We start from the raw sequence: 15,727 nt of genomic DNA on the forward strand, positions 1-15,727 counted from the left end.
CGTTCAGTCGAAGCCCAGCAGGTCGAAGATGTCGCGGTCCTTCATCGGCTCGCAGTACAGCGGGTCGACGCCGTCCCACAGGCGCTGGGCGAGCTGCAGGTACTCGGCCTGCACCGCGCGCACCTCGGGCGTGTCCTCCATCTCGAACAGCGTGGCCTTCTTCAGCCGGCTCTTGCGGATGACGTCCAGCGCCGGGATGCGTGCCATCGTGCGCAGGCCGATGCGGTCGTTGAACTTGTCGATCTGGTCGGTGGCGTCGGAGCGGTTGGCGATGATGCCGCCCAGGCGCACGTTGTAGTTCTTCGCCTTGGCGCCGATCGCCTGGACGATGCGGTTGGCGGCGAAGATCGAGTCAAAGTCGTTGGCGGTGACGATCAGCGCGCGATCGGCGTGCTGCAGCGGGGCGGCGAAACCGCCGCAGACCACGTCGCCGAGCACGTCGAAGATGACGACGTCGGTCTCTTCGAGCAGGTGGTGTTCCTTCAGCAGCTTGACGGTCTGGCCGACGACGTAGCCGCCGCAGCCGGTGCCCGCCGGCGGGCCGCCGGCCTCGACGCACATCACGCCGTTGTAGCCCTCGTAGACGAAGTCCTCGACACGCAGCTCCTCGGGGTGGAAGTTCACCGTCTCGAGCACGTCGATGACGGTGGGCACCATGCGCTTGGTCAGCGTGAACGTGGAGTCGTGCTTGGGGTCGCAGCCGATCTGCAGCACGCGCTTGCCGAGCTTGCTGAAGGCCACCGACAGGTTGCTCGAGGTCGTGCTCTTGCCGATGCCGCCCTTGCCGTAGATCGCGAACACCTTGGCGTTGCCGATCTTGGCGCCGGTCTCCATCTGCACCTGCACGCTGCCTTCACCGTCCGGGCGTCCGCCACGGCCGATCTGGCTGGGGGAGATCGTGGCGGTGTTCATGCCTGCGTCTCCGTGGTCCGGGCGTACTGCCCCGGGGTCGTCGTCATGCTGGAGTTCCTTCGTATACACCTTCGAGGCGGTCTTCCAGCTCTTCGCCGGCGCGGCGCAGGGCTTCGAGCACTTCCGGGTCCGGGCTCCAGTACTGGCGCTCGGACGCTTCGATCAGGCGGTTGGCCACCTTCGCCGAGGCGGCGGGGTTCAGACGCGCGAGGCGCTCGCGCATCTCGGGGTCGAGCATGAAGGTCTCGGTGAGCTGCTGGTAGACCCAGGGCTGCACCTGGCCGGTCGTCGCCGACCAGCCCATCGTGTTGGTCACGTGGACCTCGATCTGGCGCACGCCTTCGTAGCCGTGTTCCAGCATGCCTTCGTACCACTTCGGGTTGAGCATGCGCGTGCGGGTCTCCAGCGCGACCTGCTCGGACAGCGTGCGCACGGTGCCGTCGCCCTTGGTCTGGTCGCCGATGTAGACCGGCGTCGCGGTGCCGCCCTTGGCGCGGCGCACCGCGCGGCTGATGCCGCCCAGCGTGTCGAAGTAGGTGTCGATCGTCGTCACGCCCAGCTCGACCGAGTCGAGGTTCTGGTAAGCGAGGTCGACATCGGCGAGCACGCTCTGCAGCAGCTCGGCCTTCTGCATCGGCTTGCCGGCGCGGCCGTAGGCGAAGCCCTTGCGGCGGCTGTAGGTCTCGGCGAGTTCGTCCTCGTCGTCCCAGCGGCCGTTCTCGACCAGGTTGTTGACGTTGGAGCCGTAGGTGCCGTCGGCGTTGCCGAAGACGCGCAGCGCGGCCGTCTCCATGTCGCAGCCGTGCTGCTGCATGTAGGCCAGGGCGTGCTTGCGCACGAAGTTCTGCTCGGCCGGCTCGTCGGCGGTGGCCGCCAGGTAGGCGGCCTCGGCCAGCAGCTTGATCTGCAGCGGCAGCAGGTCGCGGAAGATGCCCGACAGCGTGATCACGACGTCCACGCGCGGGCGGCCCAGCTGCTCCAGCGGGATCAGCGTCGCGCCGGCCAGGCGGCCGTAGCTGTCGAAACGCGGCGTCGCGCCCATCAGCGCCAGGGCCTGGCCGATCGGGCCGCCTTCGGTCTTCAGGTTGTCGGTGCCCCAGAGCACCAGCGCGACCGACTCCGGCAGCGCGTTGCCGTCGGCGACGTGGCGGTCCAGCAGCAGCTGCGCCAGGCGCGTGCCGTCCTTGACGGCGAAGGCACTGGGGATGCGGAACGGGTCGAAGCCGTGCAGGTTGCGGCCGGTGGGCAGCACCTCGGGCGTGCGCAGCAGGTCGCCGCCCGGCGCCGGCGGCACGAAACGGCCGTCGAGCGCACGCAGGATGCCCGCCACCTCGGTGTCCTGGGCCAGCAGCCGGTTGGCGCGCACCAGGTCGTCATGGCCGCTGACCGCCTTGCCGGCGACGATGGCCTCGACCACCGAACGCTCCGGCGGGGTGTCTCCGGCCATCGACATCAGCATGTCGACACGCTGGACTTCGGTCAGCGGCTTGCCGACGACGTGCAGGCCGTGCGGGATCAGCGTGTACTCGAGTTCGAGCACGGCGGCGGTCAGGCGCTGGACTTCGGTCTCGGCCTGCTCCGGCGTCCAGGCCGGTTCGGCGGCGGCGAGTTCGAGCTCGGCGGCCTGGGCCTGGATCACCGACACGTACTCGGCGCGTTCGGAGGCATCCGGTTCCAGCGCACGCCAGCGTTCCAGCGAAGCCTTCAGCTCGAGCAGGCCGCGGTACAGCCCGGCCTGGGCCACCGGCGGCGTCAGGTAGCTGATCAGCGTCGCGGCGGCCCGGCGCTTGGCGATCGCGCCTTCGGACGGGTTGTTCGACGCGTAGAGATAGAAGTTCGGCAGGTCCGAGATCAGGCGGTCGGGCCAGCACATGCCGGACATGCCGGTCTGCTTGCCGGGCATGAACTCGAGCGCGCCGTGGGTGCCGAAGTGCAGCACCGCGTCGGCCTTGAAGTCGTCGCGCAGCCAGCGGTAGAAGGCCGAGAACGCGTGCGTCGGCGCGAAGCCGTGCTCGAACAGCAGGCGCATCGGGTCGCCTTCGTAGCCCATGCTCGGCTGGATCGCGACCAGCGCGTTGCCGAACTGGGCGCCGAGCACGAAGATCGAGCGGCCGTCGGTCAGCTGGCGGCCGGGCGCCGGGCCCCACTGGGCCTCGATCTGCTTCAACCAGCGTTCGCGGCGCACGTGGTCGTCCACCGGGATGAACGCGTGCACGTTGGCGTCGGCGCCGTAGGTCTGCGAGTTGCCCTTCAGCACCGCGTCGCGCAGCGCGTCGACGCTCTCCGGCACCTCGACGGCATAGCCCTGGGCCTTCATGCCCTTGAGCGTCTCGTACAGGCTCTCGAAGACCGACAGGTAGGCCGCGGTGCCGATGTTCCCGGCATTGGGCGGGAAGTTGAAGATGACGACCGCGACCTTGCGCTCGGCGCGCCGGGCGCGGCGCAGCGACACGAGGCGCGCGACACGTGCGGCCAGCGTGGCGGTGCGCTCCGAGCAGCTGCGCATGTCCTGCGAGTTGTCGCTGGTGCTGAACTGGCAGCCCTTGTCGCAACCGGCACAGGTGGTGCCGGCGGCGCCGCAGCGGCCGCCGAAGATCGTCGGGCTGGTCGCACCGTCGAGCTCGGGGATCGCGACCATGATGGTGCTTTCCACCGGCAGCAGGCCGCGGTCGGAGCCGCCCCACTCGCCCAGCGTCTGGAACTCGACCGGGTGCGCGGCGATGTAGGGCACGTCGAGCTGGGCGAGGATCTCCTCGGCCGCACGCGCGTCGTTGTAGGCCGGGCCGCCGACGAGCGAGAAGCCCGACAGCGAGACGACGGCATCGACCGTCGGCTTGCCGTCCTTCATGAAGAAACGTTCGATCGCCGGGCGCGAGTCCAGGCCCGAGGCGAAGGCCGGCACGACCTGCAGTCCCTGGACCTCGAGCGCCGCGATGACGCCGTCGTAGTGCGCGGCGTTGCCCGCCAGCAGGTACGAGCGCAGCAGCAGCAGGCCGACGCGGCCCTGGCATTCGCCGTCCTTGACGAGCTTGGGCAGCGCAGCGGCGTCCTCGCCGATGCGGCCCTTCATGCGCGGGTGGTAGACGCCGATGTCGGGGTACTCGACCGGCGCCGCGGGCTTGCCGCGGCCACGCAGCGCGGCGCGTTCGCCGGCCGCGTAGCGGTCGACGAGGAAACGCACCATGTTGAAGATGTTCTCTTCCGAGCCGCCCAGCCAGTACTGCAGCGACAGGAAGTAGGCGCGCACGTCCTGGGCGGTGCCGGGGATGAAGCGCAGCAGCTGCGGCACGCGGCGCAGCATCTTCATCTGCGCGGCGCCGCCCGTGGCGGCCTTGTCCTTGTTGCCACGCAGGCGCTTGAGCAGCGCCAGCGGCCCCGAGGCCGGCTTGTCCATGTCGAAGCCGCCCAGGCGCGTCAGCTTGACGACCTCGGCGGCCGACATCGCGCAGACCATCGCGTCGCACTGCATGCGGCGCTCCTGCAGCACCGGCATCAGCGGCAGGAAGTGGTCCTCCAGGAACAGCATCGTCACGATGACGATGTCGCCCTGGCGGATGTCGTCGATGCAGCGCTTGAGCCCTTCGGGCTCGTTGGCCCATTCCGACGCGGCATGCAGCGTCAGTTCCAGCCCCGGCAGCACGCGGCGCAGGTTGACCCGCGCGCGCTCTGCAGCGCTCGCCAGGTGGGTGTCCATCGTGACGATGACGACCCGGATGGGCGTCGCGTCAACGCCCGAAGTGCGCCTTGGCGTCATACAGCGTTTCCACGGTGATGGTGGCGAGGCCGCGCTCGGCGGCGAATCGCTCGGTGTTTCGGCGCGCCTTGCCGCGCACGAAGAACGGGATCTTCTGCAGTTCCTTCTGCGCGTCCGGCGCCCACTGGGCGACGGTGATCGGCGCGGAAGCGGCGGGGGCGACGGCAGCCTCGGCGGGCGGGGTGTCGTCGGCCGCGTCGACGCCGGGCGCCGTGCTCACGGCCGGCGCCGGAACGGCGGCACGGCCGAGATGAGAGGCCGCCGCGCCGTCGTGGAACTCGAAGTCGCCGCGGAACATCGTCAGCAGGTGCTCTTCCAGCCCCATCATCAGCGGGTGCACCCAGCTGTCGAACAGCACGTTGGCGCCCTCGAAGCCCATCTGCGGCGAGTAGCGCGCGGGGAAGTCCTGCACGTGCACCGGGGCGGAGATCACCGCGCAGGGCACGCCCAGGCGCTTGGCGATGTGGCGCTCCATCTGCGTGCCCAGCACGAGCTCGGGGTGCAGTTCGGCGACCTTGGCCTCGACTTCCAGATAGTCGTCGGTGATCAGCGCCTCGACGCCGTAGAGCTTGGCGGCCTCGCGCACGTCGCGCGCGAACTCGCGGCTGTAGGTGCCCAGGCCGACGACGGTGAAGCCCATCTCCTGATGCGCGACGCGTGCCGCCGCGACGACGTGCGTGGCGTCGCCGAAGATGAAGACACGCTTGCCGGTGAGGTAGGTCGAGTCGACCGAACGCGAATACCAGGGCGAGCGCGACATCGCGTCGGGCAGCGGCGTGTCGGCTGGCAGTCCGGCCAACTGCAGCACTTCGGCGATGAAGGCCTTGGTCGCGCCGACGCCGATCGGGATCGTCTTCGTGAAGGGCTGGCCGAAGAAGCGCTGCAGCCAGCTCGCGGCCTGCCCGCCGGTTTCGGGGTAGAGCACGACGTTGAAATCGGCTTCGCCCAGGCGGGCGATGTCGCCGGCCGAGGCGCCCAGCGGCGCCACCGTGCGCACCTCGATGCCCAGTTCGCCCAGCAGGCCGGTGATCTCGCGCACGTCGTCGCGATGGCGGAACCCCAGCGCGGTCGCGCCGAGGATGTTGCAACTCGGCTTGGCGCCGGGCTCGCGCGCGGGCCGCGGCGTGCCGGGTGCCGGCGCGTTCGGGCCGGCCAGCGTGCGCACGACCTGATAGAAAGTCTCGGACGCGCCCCAGTTCTCCTTGCGCTGGTACGACGGCAGCTCCAGCGGGATGACGGGAACCGGCAGCGCCAGCGCGCGTGCCAGGCCGCCGGGGTCGTCCTGGATCAGCTCGGCGGTGCACGAGGCGCCGACCAGCATGGCGTTCGGGCGGAAACGCTCGAAGGCCTGGGCGCAGGCGGTCTTGAAGAGCTCGGCGGTGTCGCCGCCGAGGTCGCGAGCCTGGAAGGTCGTGTAGGTGACCGGCGGGCGGCGCGGCAACCGCTCGATCATCGTGAACAACAGGTCGGCGTAGGTGTCGCCCTGCGGCGCGTGCAGCACGTAGTGCACGTCGTCCATCGCGGTGGCGACGCGCATCGCGCCGACGTGCGGCGGGCCTTCGTAGGTCCAGAGGGTCAACTGCATGTCAGGCGACCAGTTTCATCCGCCGGGCGAGCGGGCGGGTGAACAGCTCGGCCAGGTCGGCGGCCTGGTCGAAGCCGTGCACCGGCGTGAAGACGAGCTCGATCGACCACTTGGTCGTGAGCCCCTCGCTTTCCAGCGGGTTCGCGAGGCCCAGGCCGCAGACGACGATGTCGGGGCGGGCGGCGCGGCACCGGTCGAGCTGACGCTCGAGATCCTGGCCCTCGGAAAGCTGGGTGCCCGCCGGCAGCAGCGCGAGTTCGGACGCGACGAGCTGGCGGTGCAGGTAGGGCGTGCCGACTTCGACCGGCACCATGCCCATTTCGCGCGCGAGAAAACGGGCCAGCGGAATCTCGAGCTGCGAATCGGGGAAGAAGAAGACCTTGCGGCCCTCGAGCTGCACGCGGTGGTGCGCCAGCGCGCGTGCGGCGCGCTCGCGGCGCGGCCCGATGACCGAGACGAACTTGGTCGCCTCGACCTGGAACTCGCGCGCGATCGCCTGCAGCCACAGCGTCGTGCCTTCGGCGCCGAAGGGGAAGGGGGCCGCCAGGCGGCGTGCGCCGCGGAGTTCGAGAGCCCGCGTGGTGTCCGCCAGGAAGGGTTGGGCGAGCACGAAACGCGTTCCCGGGCCGACCGGCGGCATCTCGCCGGCGTGGCGCGCGGGGAAGAAGTGCACCGGGCCGATGCCCAGGCCGTCGAAGACGCGGCGGAACTGGTCCTCGACGATGTCGGCGATCGAGCCGACGACCATCAGCGCGCGTTCCTCGCTGGCCGGCAGCTCGGGCACCAGCGCCGCCAGGCAGGTGTCCTCGCCTTGCGTGAAGGTGGTGTCGATGCCGCTGCCGGTATAGGACAGGATGCGCACGCGCGGCGTGAAGCTGCGCGACAGGCGCTCGGCGGCGCGCGACAGGTCCAGCTTGATGACTTCCGACGGGCACGAGCCCACCAGGAACAGCATCTTGATGTCCGGGCGGCGCTCGAGCAGGCGCGTGACGACGCGATCCAGCTCGGCGTTGGCGTCGGCCAGGCCGGCGAGGTCACGGTCGTCGATGATCGCGGTCGCGAAACGCGGCTCGGCGAAGATCATCACGCCGGCGGCCGACTGCAGCAGGTGCGCGCAGGTGCGCGAACCGACGACAAGGAAGAAGGCGTCCTGGATCTTGCGGTGCAGCCAGACGATGCCCGCGAGACCGCAGAACACCTCACGCTGCCCGCGCTCGCGCAGGACAGGGGCGTCGCCACAGCCCTGCTGCGTGGGGGCAGGGGCGATGTCGATGACGGCATTCATGCGTAGGCTTCCGACTGGGCGCTCAATCGCGCGGCCCGGAGCTTAAGGAGGAACTGCCCGGCGTTAATGACGTAGGTCGCGTACGCTGCAAGTGCCAGCCACATTTGTTGACGGTCATCAAGCCAGCCGGTGGCCAGCGACACGAGGTAGGCCGTGTGCAGCGCCAGCACCAGCATGCTGAACACGTCTTCCCAATAGAAGGCGGGGGCGAAGAGGTAGACGCCGTAGACGTCCTTCTCCCAGATCGCGCCGGTGATCATGATGGTGTAGAGCACCACCGTCTTGATCACGATCGAGATCGTCGCCGCGTCGTGGCCTTGACCTGTGATCAGGTAGCGCACGACGAGCGCGAGGCTCACGAGGAAGACGAGGAACTGCAGCGGAGCGAGCACGCCCTGCACGATCGTCCAGGGCGAACGGTCGCGCCGAATGCGCTCTTCGGGCGTGTACAGCGGAGGCACGCGCGGCGCCGTGGGTCCGCGATCGAGGTTGGTCTTGTGACCCATGGCACAGAATCTAGACGGGGACACCCCTGATGTCAACAGGGGTTGACGTCATGCGAACCTGACACTACCCTTGACTCATGCGGGATCAGTTCGCCCGCGCCTGGGGAGTTGCTCGCATGACCGAAGCCGGAGCATCCGGTTCGCTGACGCGCCGCGCGCGCGGCGCGACGGGCTTGCGTGAAGGTCACCGCGAGGTCGCCGCGTTGCCGTCCGGAGTCCCGTCGTGAGCCCGGCCGCCTGCGCCGCGAGGGTCGACTGTCCGGCGACCGTCGAGGACGTCCAGGCCGTCGTCACCGAGGCGCGTGTGCCGCAGCATCTGGCGCGGCTGGCGCGCAGCATCGAAGGCGAAGTCGTGCCGCTGCTGTCGCGTGCGGTTCGTGTCGACCCGGCGGCGACTCTCTCCCCTGACGATCTCGCCCGTTTCATCGAGTTCACGCTTGCTCCGGGTGATGCGGGCTGGCTCGAGATGGTCGGCGCACTGCGCGAGCGTGGTGTTCCCGTCGAGCTCATCTATCTGGACCTGCTGGCGCCGGCGGCGCGGCGTCTGGGCGAGATGTGGGAGCAGGACCTCGTGATGTTCAGTGACGTCACGGTCGCTCTCGGTCGCCTGCACCGTATCATGAGAGGGCTGAGTCCTTCGCTCGGGCACGATCTGCATGTCCCGGTCGAGGGCCGCCGCGCACTGCTGCTGCCGGCCCCCGGTGAGCAGCACACCTTCGGCCTGTCGATGGTGGCGGAGTTCTTCCGTCATGCCGGCTGGGAGGTGGTCTGCGAACTCGACAGTCGTTCGATAGATCCCGTGCGCCGCGTGCGCCGGGAGTGGTTCGACGTCGTCGGGGTGTCCGTCGGCGTCGACGCGCGCCTGGACTGGCTTCGTGATGGCATCACGATGATGCGCCGGGCGTCCCGCAACCGCGGGATGTCGGTCATCGTCGGAGGCCCTGTCTTTGCCCTCCATCCCGAACGCGCCGCCGAAGCGGGCGCCGACGGCACCGCGCGCGACGCGCGCGAGGCCCCGGTCCTGGCATCGAGGCTCGTCGCGGCGAAAGCGGGGAAACGATGACGGCACGACGCTGGTGTCCGGATTTCGGGAAGCTGCCGCATGAACCAAGTGCTGCCGTTTCGATCAACGCAGTTTTTATGAGCTGAAAGGCGGGTCTCCGAATGAGACCGTTTGGAGCACCGGAGAAGACGTTCGGCGGCGTGACCGCCGCGACGGCCGGGTCGCTGCTGTCGGTTGCGAACGACATAACGTTGGTGGTCGACGCCCACGGTGTCGTGCGTGACCTCGCCTGTGGTGGCGACGACTTCGCCCGCGAGGCCGGCGCCGAGTGGATCGACAAACGCTGGGTGGACATCGTCACGCCGGAAAGCCGTGACAAGGTCGAGGCCCTGCTGCGCGAGGCCGCGCCGGACGCCGCCGGTTCCATCCGCTGGCGCCACCTGAACTTCGTTCTGCCTGGCGACCGCGAGGTGCCGCTGCTGTTCGTCGCCGTGCGTCTCGGTGGCGCCGAGGGGCGTGCCGGCCATGTCCTGGCCTTCGGTCGCGACCTGCGTGCCGTCGCGGCGCTGCAGCAGCGCCTAGTCGAGGCGCAGCAGGCGATGGAACGCGACTACTGGAAGTTCCGCCACGCCGAGACGCGTTATCGCCACCTGTTCCAGGTCGCGTCGGAGGCCGTGCTCGTCGTCGACGCGACGACCCAGAAGATCCTCGAGGCCAACCCGGCCGCCGCGCGCCTGCTGGCCGACGGCGGGGTGGCCAGCCTGGTCGGCGTGACCTTCCCGACCGGGATCGAGGCGCGTGCGGCCGAGCAGCTGAACCTGCTGCTCGCCGGCGTGCGCGCCACCGGCCGTGCCGACGAGGGTCGCGCCGAACTGGCCGACGGCCGAGGCGAGGTCACGGTCGCGGTGTCGACCTATCGCCAGGACCTGGTCTCGCACTTCCTCGTGCGCCTGTCTCGCGTGCAGTCGCAGGTGGTCGCGGAGATGGCGCCGTCGACCGGGTCGATGCTGCTCAAGCTGGTGCAGAGCGCGCCCGACTGCCTCGTCGTCACCGACCTCGAAGGCCGCGTGATCTCGGCCAACCCGGCCTTCGTCGAGCTGGCCCAGCTGACGACCGAGGAGCAGGTGCGCGGCGAGACCCTCGACCGCTGGCTCGGCCGCACCGGCGTCGACCTGAGCGTGATGATCTCCAACCTGCGCCAGCGTGGCCAGGTGCGGCTGTTCGCGACCACGCTTCGCGGCGAGTACGGTGCCGTCACCGACGTCGAGATCTCGGCGACGATGGTCGCGCAGGGGGATCGGCCCTTCCTCGGTTTCACGATCCGCGACGTCGGCCGCCGCCTGGCGGGCCACGACGCGCGCACGACGCGCGAGCTGCCGCGCTCGGTCGGTCAGCTCACCGAGCTGGTCGGGCGTGTGCCGCTGAAGGACATCGTCGGCGAGACCACCGACCTGATCGAGCAGCTGTGCATCGAGGCGGCGCTCGAGCTCACGCGCGACAACCGCGCATCGGCGGCCGAGATGCTCGGCCTGTCGCGCCAGAGCCTGTACGTGAAGCTGCGCCGCTACGGCCTGGGCGACCTGGGCAGCGGCACGCCGGCCGAAGCCGAGAAGTAGAGCGGCCGGCAGCTGCCGGCCGTCTTCGATCGCTTCAGCGGCGGAACGTCGCCGGGTCGGGCAACACCGACTCCAGCGCCTTGGCCGACATGATCACGCCCGGCACGCCGGCGCCCGGGTGGGTGCTGGCGCCGACCATGAACAGGTTCTTCACGTCCTCGCTGCGGTTGTGCGGGCGGAAGTAGGCGCTCTGCAGCAGCAGCGGCTCCAGGCCGAAGCCGGCGCCCTTGTACGACAGCAGCCGGTGCTGGAAGTCCAGCGGCGTGGTGCAGAAGGACACGCGCAGGTGCTTGCCAAGGCCCGGCAGCACGGTGCGTTCCAGGGCTTCCTGGACCGACTGGCGGTAGGGTTCGGCCTGCGTCGTCCAGTCGGTGCCGCTGCCCAGGTGCGGCACCGGCATCAGGGCGTAGAAGGTGTCGCAGCCGGCGGGCGCCATCGACGGATCGGTGGCGGTGGGGCGGTGCAGGTAGATGCTGAAGTCGCTGGCGAGCTTCTTCTTGCGGAAGATGTCGTCGAGCAGTTCGCGGTAGCGCGGGCCCAGCACCATCATGTGGTGTGGCACGTCCTCGTAGCGCCGGTCGGTGCCGAAGTACCAGACGAACAGGCCCATCGAGTAGTGGCCGCGTTCGATGCGCGCGTCGGTCCAGTGCTTGCGCCAGCGTGCGTCGACGAGGTTCTTGTACAGGTAGCCGGTGTCGCCGTTGCAGACGACGATGTCCGCCGGGATGCGCTCGCCGTCGGCCAGCGTGACGCCGGTGGCGACGCCGTTGTCGACCTCGATGCGCTTGACCTCGGCCTTCAGCCGCATCGTGCCGCCCATGCCTTCGAAGACGTCGACCAGGCCGCGGATCAGCTCGCCGGTGCCGCCCATCGCCCAGTGCACGCCCCACTGGCGCTCGAGCGCGTTGACGAGTGCGTACATGCTCGTCACCGAGAACGGGTTGCCGCCGATGAGCAGCGACTGCAGGCTCATCGCGACACGCAGCTTCGGATGCTTCAGATGGCTGGCCACCATCTGGTGCAGGCTGCGCCAGCCGCGCAGCTTGATGATCAGCGGCGCGGCCTTGATCAGGTCGCCGACGGTGTCGAAGGCCTTGTCTCCGAGCGAGCGGAAGCCCAGCTCGTAACACTGGTCGGCCTCGCGCATGAAACGTTCGAAGCCTTCGGCGTCGCCGGGGCTGATGCGCCGCACCTCGGCACGCATGCGCGCCGGGTCGCCGCTGTAGTCGAAATGGTCGCCGTCGTCGAAACGGATGCGGTAGAACGGATCCAGCGACTTCAGTTCGATGTCGTCGCTGAACTTGCGCCCGGCCAGCGCCCACAGCTCGTCGAAGAGGTAGGGCACGGTGACGATGGTGGGCCCGGCGTCGAAGACGTGGCCTTCGCGGTGGTGCACGTAGGCCCGGCCGCCGGGGGCGTCGAGCTTTTCCAGAACGGTGACCCGGTAGCCTTTGGCCGCCAGGCGTACCGCGGCGGCCATGCCGCCGAACCCGCTGCCCACCACCAGCGCCACCGGCGCCTGGGGATCCTGCTTTCCGGCCGCGCCCGTGGCTGCGGCATCCGACTTCATCAGCATCCGTCGAGCTTGTCCTAAGGCAGGGATTGTGTCAACGACAATTGACGCTCTGTTTTGTCAAGCGCAAGATTCAGCCCCATGGCAAGGCCCGCGTTGTCCGCTGTAGCGGAGTTGCTCAAACCGATCACCTGGTTCCCTCCGATGTGGGCCTTCTCGTGCGGCGTCGTCGCATCGGGGCAGCCGATCACGGCGAACTGGTTTCTCGTCTTCCTCGGCGTGCTGCTCGCCGGGCCGCTGGTCTGCGCGACCAGCCAGGCCGTCAACGACTGGTTCGACCGCCACGTCGACGCGATCAACGAACCGAACCGTCCGATCCCCTCGGGCCGCATCCCCGGCCGCTGGGGCTTGTACATCGCGATCGGCTGGACGGCGCTGTCGCTGCTGGTCGCCACGCAGCTCGGCCCCTGGGGCTTCGGCGCTGCGGTGCTGGGGCTGATCCTGGCCTGGGCCTACAGCGCGCCGCCGGTGCGCCTGAAGCAGAACGGCTGGTGGGGCAACGCCGCCTGCGGCATCAGCTACGAGGGCCTGGCCTGGGTCACGGGTGCCGCAGTGATGGCCGGCGGCGCGATGCCGGCCTCGCATTCGCTGGCGCTGGCGCTGCTCTACAGCATCGGCGCGCACGGGATCATGACGCTCAACGACTTCAAGGCCATCGAAGGCGACAAGAAGATGGGCGTCGGCTCGCTGCCGGTGCGCCTGGGTGTCGACGGCGCCGCGCGCACGGCCTGCGTCGTGATGGCGGTGCCGCAGATCTTCGTCATCGGCATGCTGGTGCAGTGGGGTGCCGTCTGGCACGCCGCGGCGATCGGCGCGCTGCTGGTCGCGCAGGGCGTGCTGATGCTCTGGTTCCTGAAGGACCCGGTCAAGCGCGCGCTGTTCTACAGCGGCTTCGGCGTGCCGCTGTTCGTCAGCGGCATGATGGTCAGCGCCTTCGCGCTGCGCGCGACCGGGGGCCTGGCGTGAGCGGCTCCGGCGTGCACTTCGGCTGGTTCACCGTCTTCCGCCTGGGCCTGGTGCAGGCCTGCATCGGCGCGATGGTGGTGCTGACGACCTCGACGCTCAACCGCATCATGGTCGTCGAGCTGGCGTTGCCGGCGCTGCTGCCGGGCCTGCTGGTGGCGGTGCACTACATGGTGCAGATGCTGCGCCCGCGCATGGGCTTCGGCTCCGACGTCGGCGGGCGGCGCACGCCGTGGATCATCGGCGGGCTCGCGGTGCTGGCCGCCGGGGGCATCGGTGCGGCGGCTTCGGTGGCGCTGATCCCGGTGGCGCGCGTGCCGGGCATCGCCGCGGCCTTCGTGTCCTTCGTCGTCATCGGCCTGGGCGTCGGCGCCGCCGGCACCTCGCTGCTCGTGCTGCTGGCGCAGCGCGTGCCCGAGCAGCGCCGCGCACCGGCGGCGACCATCGTCTGGATGATGATGATCCTGGGCCTGGCGGTGACCGCCGGCGTCGCCGGCAAGCTGCTCGACCCGTATTCGCCGGCGCGGCTGATGACCGTCGTGACCGGTGTCGCCGTCCTGGCCTTCGTGCTGGCGACGCTCGCGCTGTACCGCGTCGAAGGCGAGGGGCGGGCGCCGGCTGCGCAGGCCGAAGCCAAACCCGATTTCCGCCAGGCGCTGTCCGAGGTCTGGGCCGACGGCGACGCGCGCCGCTTCACGGTCTTCATCTTCGTGTCGATGCTCGCGTTCAGCGCGCAGGACCTGATCCTCGAGCCCTTCGCCGGCACCGTCTTCGGCTACACGCCGGGCGAGTCGACGACGCTGTCGGGCATGCAGCACGGCGGCGTGCTCACCGGGATGATCCTGGTCGCGCTCGCCGGCCAGCGGCTGGGCTCGCTGCGCGCCTGGTCGGTCGGCGGCTGCCTCGCGTCGGCGCTGTGCCTGGCCTCGCTGGTGGGCGCCGGCATCGTCGGCCCGGGCTGGCCGTTCAAGCCGACGGTCTTCCTGCTCGGCGTGGCCAACGGCGCGTTCTCGATCGCCGCGATCGGCTCGATGATGCGCCTGGCCGGCGAGGGCAAGCCCGGCCGCGAAGGCGTGCGCATGGGTTTGTGGGGCGCGGCGCAGGCCGTGGCCTTCGGCCTGGGTGGCGTCGTCGGCACCGGCGCCAGCGACCTCGCGCACTGGCTGCTGGGCGAGTCCTCGGTGGCTTATTCGAGCGTCTTCGGTGCCGAGGCGCTGCTTTTCGTGGTGTCCGCCGTCCTGGCGGCCAAGATCGACGCCCGGCGCCGCGCCACCGCGACGCCGCGCCTGTTTGCAGAACCCGCGGTGGCAAAGGTGGAGTGAGATGCAACTGGAGACCTTCGATGTCGTCGTCGTCGGCGGCGGTCCGGCTGGCGCCACGGCGGCCACGGAGATCGCGCGGCAGGGCCGCAGCGTTCTGCTGCTCGACCGTGCCGGCCGCATCAAACCCTGCGGCGGTGCGATCCCGCCGCGCGCGATCCGCGATTTCGGCATCCCGGACGAGCTGATCGTCGCCAAGGCCTTGTGCGCGCGGATGATCTCGCCCACCGACGTCAAGGTGGACATCCACATCGAGAACGGCTATGTGGGCCTCGTCGACCGCGAGCAGTTCGACGAATGGCTGCGCGAGCGTGCACGACAGTGCGGCGCGGTGCGCCGCACCGGCACCTTCGAGCGCATCGACCGCGATGCCGACGGCTGCGCCATCGTGCGCTACCGCCCGCACGAGAAGGGCGAACGCGGCGAGGGCCAGGAGGCCGCGGTGCGCGCCCGGGCCATCATCGGCGCCGACGGCGCACGCTCCGAGGTGGCGCGCCAGCAGATCTCCTGCGCGCACGAGGTGGAGTACGTCTTCGCCTACCACGAGATCATCGAGGCGCCCGAGCCCGGCCACCCCGACTACGACCCCTCGCGCTGCGACGTCTACTACCGCGGCACGATCTCGCCCGACTTCTACGGCTGGGTGTTCCCGCACGGCAAGACGATGAGCGTGGGCACCGGCAGCGCCGACAAGGGCTTCTCGCTGCGCAACGCGACGGCCAAGCTGCGCGAGGACGCCGGCCTGGCGAACTGCAGGACGATCCGCCGCGAAGGTGCGCCGATCCCGCTGAAGCCGCTGCGCTGCTGGGACAACGGCCGCGACGTCGTGCTCGCCGGCGATGCCTCGGGCGTCGTCGCGCCGGCTTCGGGCGAAGGCATCTACTACGCGCTGGCCGGCGGCCGCTTCGCCGCCGAGGCGGTGCTGGAGATGCTGCGCACCGGCGACGCGAAGGCGCTGGCCGCCGCGCGCCGCAACTTCATGCGCGAACACGGCCGCGTCTTCTGGATCCTCGGCATCCTGCAGCGCTTCTGGTATTCCAGCGACAAACGCCGCGAGCGTTTCGTCAGCATCTGCAAGGACAAGGACGTGCAGCAGCTGACCTTCGATTCGTACATGAACAAGCGGCTCACGCGGCGCAAGCCGATGGCGCACGTGCGCATCTTCTTCAAGGACATCGCGCACCTGCTCGGGCTGGCGCGGGTCTGACGGC

General features: G+C 69.9%; 11 protein-coding genes. 5 read left to right on the plus strand and 6 right to left on the minus strand.

Going from position 1 to position 15,727, the window contains the following annotated elements:
* Nucleotides 1–3: 3 nt before the first annotated feature.
* From bchL to bchF, 5 genes are read right to left on the minus strand one after another with little or no spacing between them, the layout of a single operon-like run.
* Nucleotides 4–912: a ferredoxin:protochlorophyllide reductase (ATP-dependent) iron-sulfur ATP-binding protein gene (bchL, locus tag EV684_RS06425; RefSeq protein WP_132645380.1), complete on the minus strand. Its 909-nt coding sequence runs from the start codon at nucleotides 910–912 to the stop codon at nucleotides 4–6.
* 43 nt (nucleotides 913–955) lie between these two features.
* Nucleotides 956–4,666 carry a magnesium chelatase subunit H gene (locus EV684_RS06430; RefSeq protein ID WP_132645381.1) on the minus strand — a complete coding sequence of 1,237 codons (3,711 nt, stop codon included), beginning with the start codon at nucleotides 4,664–4,666 and terminating at the stop codon, nucleotides 956–958.
* Nucleotides 4,638–6,251: a ferredoxin:protochlorophyllide reductase (ATP-dependent) subunit B gene (gene bchB / locus EV684_RS06435; RefSeq protein ID WP_132645382.1), complete on the minus strand. Its 1,614-nt coding sequence runs from the start codon at nucleotides 6,249–6,251 to the stop codon at nucleotides 4,638–4,640. Before bchB ends, EV684_RS06430 begins: the two co-directional genes overlap by 29 nt.
* Before the next feature lies 1 nt (nucleotide 6,252).
* Complete coding sequence (locus EV684_RS06440) at nucleotides 6,253–7,536, minus strand: ferredoxin:protochlorophyllide reductase (ATP-dependent) subunit N (RefSeq protein WP_132645383.1); 1,284 nt, start codon at nucleotides 7,534–7,536, stop codon at nucleotides 6,253–6,255.
* Nucleotides 7,533–8,042 (minus strand): 2-vinyl bacteriochlorophyllide hydratase, encoded by a 510-nt coding sequence (gene bchF / locus EV684_RS06445; RefSeq protein WP_132645384.1) that lies wholly within the window; start codon nucleotides 8,040–8,042, stop codon nucleotides 7,533–7,535. Before bchF ends, EV684_RS06440 begins: the two co-directional genes overlap by 4 nt.
* 223 nt (nucleotides 8,043–8,265) lie before the next feature.
* Between bchF and EV684_RS06450 the strand changes: the two genes are divergently transcribed.
* A complete protein-coding gene (locus EV684_RS06450; protein WP_132645385.1) occupies nucleotides 8,266–9,105 on the plus strand; it encodes a cobalamin B12-binding domain-containing protein in 840 nt (279 codons plus the stop codon).
* 101 nt (nucleotides 9,106–9,206) lie between these two features.
* Entirely contained in the window at nucleotides 9,207–10,661 is a 1,455-nt protein-coding gene (gene ppsR / locus EV684_RS06455) for a transcriptional regulator PpsR (protein WP_132645386.1), read from the plus strand.
* Between the two features lie 34 nt (nucleotides 10,662–10,695).
* Here the strand turns inward: ppsR and EV684_RS06460 are convergent, their stop codons facing one another.
* Complete coding sequence (locus tag EV684_RS06460) at nucleotides 10,696–12,237, minus strand: phytoene desaturase (protein ID WP_132645387.1); 1,542 nt, start codon at nucleotides 12,235–12,237, stop codon at nucleotides 10,696–10,698.
* Between the two features lie 78 nt (nucleotides 12,238–12,315).
* Between EV684_RS06460 and chlG the strand changes: the two genes are divergently transcribed.
* From chlG to EV684_RS06475, 3 genes are read left to right on the plus strand one after another with little or no spacing between them, the layout of a single operon-like run.
* Complete coding sequence (gene chlG, locus EV684_RS06465; protein WP_132645388.1) at nucleotides 12,316–13,200, plus strand: chlorophyll synthase ChlG; 885 nt, start codon at nucleotides 12,316–12,318, stop codon at nucleotides 13,198–13,200.
* Nucleotides 13,197–14,519, plus strand: coding sequence for a BCD family MFS transporter (locus EV684_RS06470; protein WP_132645389.1), 1,323 nt, complete (start codon nucleotides 13,197–13,199; stop codon nucleotides 14,517–14,519). Before chlG ends, EV684_RS06470 begins: the two co-directional genes overlap by 4 nt.
* 1 nt (nucleotide 14,520) lies before the next feature.
* A complete protein-coding gene (locus tag EV684_RS06475) occupies nucleotides 14,521–15,723 on the plus strand; it encodes a geranylgeranyl diphosphate reductase (protein WP_132645390.1) in 1,203 nt (400 codons plus the stop codon).
* Nucleotides 15,724–15,727 lie beyond the last annotated feature (4 nt).

Source organism: Rubrivivax gelatinosus, from assembly GCF_004340905.1.
In the GTDB taxonomy this organism is placed as follows: domain Bacteria; phylum Pseudomonadota; class Gammaproteobacteria; order Burkholderiales; family Burkholderiaceae_C; genus Rubrivivax; species Rubrivivax gelatinosus.

Excerpts from the sequence above, each read along its gene's own strand:
- bchL (WP_132645380.1), bottom strand. The coding sequence starts at position 912 with ATGAACACCGCCACGATCTCCCCCAGCCAGATCGGCCGTGGCGGACGC.
- EV684_RS06430 (WP_132645381.1), bottom strand. The coding sequence starts at position 4,666 with ATGACGCCAAGGCGCACTTCGGGCGTTGACGCGACGCCCATCCGGGTC.
- bchB (WP_132645382.1), bottom strand. The coding sequence starts at position 6,251 with ATGCAGTTGACCCTCTGGACCTACGAAGGCCCGCCGCACGTCGGCGCG.
- EV684_RS06440 (WP_132645383.1), bottom strand. The coding sequence starts at position 7,536 with ATGAATGCCGTCATCGACATCGCCCCTGCCCCCACGCAGCAGGGCTGT.
- bchF (WP_132645384.1), bottom strand. The coding sequence starts at position 8,042 with ATGGGTCACAAGACCAACCTCGATCGCGGACCCACGGCGCCGCGCGTG.
- ppsR (WP_132645386.1), top strand. The coding sequence starts at position 9,207 with ATGAGACCGTTTGGAGCACCGGAGAAGACGTTCGGCGGCGTGACCGCC.
- EV684_RS06460 (WP_132645387.1), bottom strand. The coding sequence starts at position 12,237 with ATGCTGATGAAGTCGGATGCCGCAGCCACGGGCGCGGCCGGAAAGCAG.
- chlG (WP_132645388.1), top strand. The coding sequence starts at position 12,316 with ATGGCAAGGCCCGCGTTGTCCGCTGTAGCGGAGTTGCTCAAACCGATC.
- EV684_RS06475 (WP_132645390.1), top strand. The coding sequence starts at position 14,521 with ATGCAACTGGAGACCTTCGATGTCGTCGTCGTCGGCGGCGGTCCGGCT.